Source organism: Streptomyces sp. NPDC059900 (genome assembly GCF_050270335.1).
Lineage (GTDB): Bacteria > Actinomycetota > Actinomycetes > Streptomycetales > Streptomycetaceae > Streptomyces.
This window is the reverse complement of record NZ_JBNNJZ010001058.1, coordinates 1-1,515: the sequence shown is the minus strand read 5'-3', so window position 1 is coordinate 1,515 and position 1,515 is coordinate 1. Positions and strand designations below refer to the sequence as shown.

At 73.5% G+C, this 1,515-nt stretch carries 2 protein-coding genes; both read right to left on the bottom strand.

Features of this window, described 5'->3' with window-relative positions:
* Positions 1–1,030, bottom strand: a 1,030-nt coding sequence (surE, locus tag ACQKIP_RS47175; protein WP_427745835.1) for a 5'/3'-nucleotidase SurE, incomplete at its 3' end; no start/stop codon positions are given.
* A gap of 79 nt (positions 1,031–1,109) precedes the next feature.
* Positions 1,110–1,515, bottom strand: a 406-nt coding sequence (locus ACQKIP_RS47170) for an MFS transporter (RefSeq protein ID WP_427745834.1), incomplete at its 5' end; no start/stop codon positions are given.

The following is a 1,515-nucleotide window of genomic DNA, read 5'->3' as shown; positions in this document are numbered from 1 at the left end:
CGTAGTGCTCCAGGCCCCGCGTCGCCCGGCCGGTGGCCGTACGGTCCGGGCTTATCGGCGTCACGGTGACGTAGCCGCGCTGGAGCAGCGCGAAGTCCGCCCGGGGCTTGGACTCGGGGCGGCAGCCCGGCGAGCGCGGAGTGCACAGCTGCGCGCCGATGGTGAACGTGTCGCCCACGGCCGTGTAGTGCAGGTCGAGGAGCTTCTGCGTGCCGACGGACGTGAAGGCCGTCCCCCGCGGGCGCTGGTGCTGCCCGCGGTGCGGGTAGTTCACGTTGACCACGTACTGCGGTGCGAGCAGGTCGCGTTCGCGGAGACCCGCGATGAACGCCGCCCCGAAGGCCGCAGTCCGGCGGTAGGTGTGCTCTGCGACCTCGAAGGAGTCGGTGACGGCCGGGTCGTAGGCGCTGTTGAGGGCGACGGCGGGCACGCCCTCGTCGATCGCGGCGAGTGCGGCACCCAGCGTGCCCGACTCGTTGACCACCGAGGCGGCGTTCGGGCCGAAGTTGCTGCCGGTGACCACCAGGTCCGGGCCGCCCTTCCAGCCGGCCTTGGCGGCAAGCCCGCCGTTGATGCCCAGGCGCACGGTGTCGGCCGGCGTCGCGCTCGGTGTGGACTGCCCGCAGGGCGCCGCCCCCTTGCAGACCCCGTACACCGCGCCGCCCGCCGGCGCTCCCGAGCAGTCGTTCGCATACCCATCCGGCAGCGCGGTCCTGCGCTGGACGGTCAGCTGGCCGCCGCTGGTGGCGCTGGTGCCGGCGCCGCTCTGGTTGGCCCACGGGGCCATGACGACAACGTCCGCGCCGGCTTCGCACAGTGCGCGACGCACCTCGTACAGGCCCTTGCCGTCGGAGGCGTTGGGGCGGGCCAACTGCATGGAGTCGTCGTTGCTGAGCAGGACGCGCAGCCCGGCCAGCGGGGGCCGCTGCGGGGCGGATTGCGGGCGGCCCTGGGCGGCCTGTGCCTGCGTGCAGGCCAGCAGCAGGGCGCTCGTGGCGGTCAGGGCGGCGAGTGTGCGGCGTCGGTTCACGGTGCGGTTCCTCGGAAAGCGGTGGCGGACGGGACAGACAGGGGACGGGCGGGCGGCGCCGTGCGGGACGGCGGAGGGGTCACCGGACGCCGCGCACGCGCAGCACACCCAGCGCGCCGACGAGCGAGCAGAGGGCGGCGACGGGGAAGAGGGCTTCGTAGCCGCCGGCGGCGACGATCCAGCCGGCGATGGAGGGGGCCAGGATCTGGGGTCCCGCGTTGGCGATGTTGATGACGCCCATGTCCTTGCCGGCGTCCTCGCTGCGCGGCAGGACCTTGGTGATCAGAGCCATGTCGACGGCCATGTACACCCCGAAGGCAAAGCCGCCGGCGATGTTGTAGGCGAGCATGCCGTTCTCGGTGGGCCACAGCATCGGCAGGGTCAGCGCGAGCGCGGCGGCGATGCCGGAGGTGAGCACGAAGGGCTTGACCCGGCCGACCTTGTCGGCGATCGGGCCGGCCAGGACGGAGGCGACCACCGTGCAC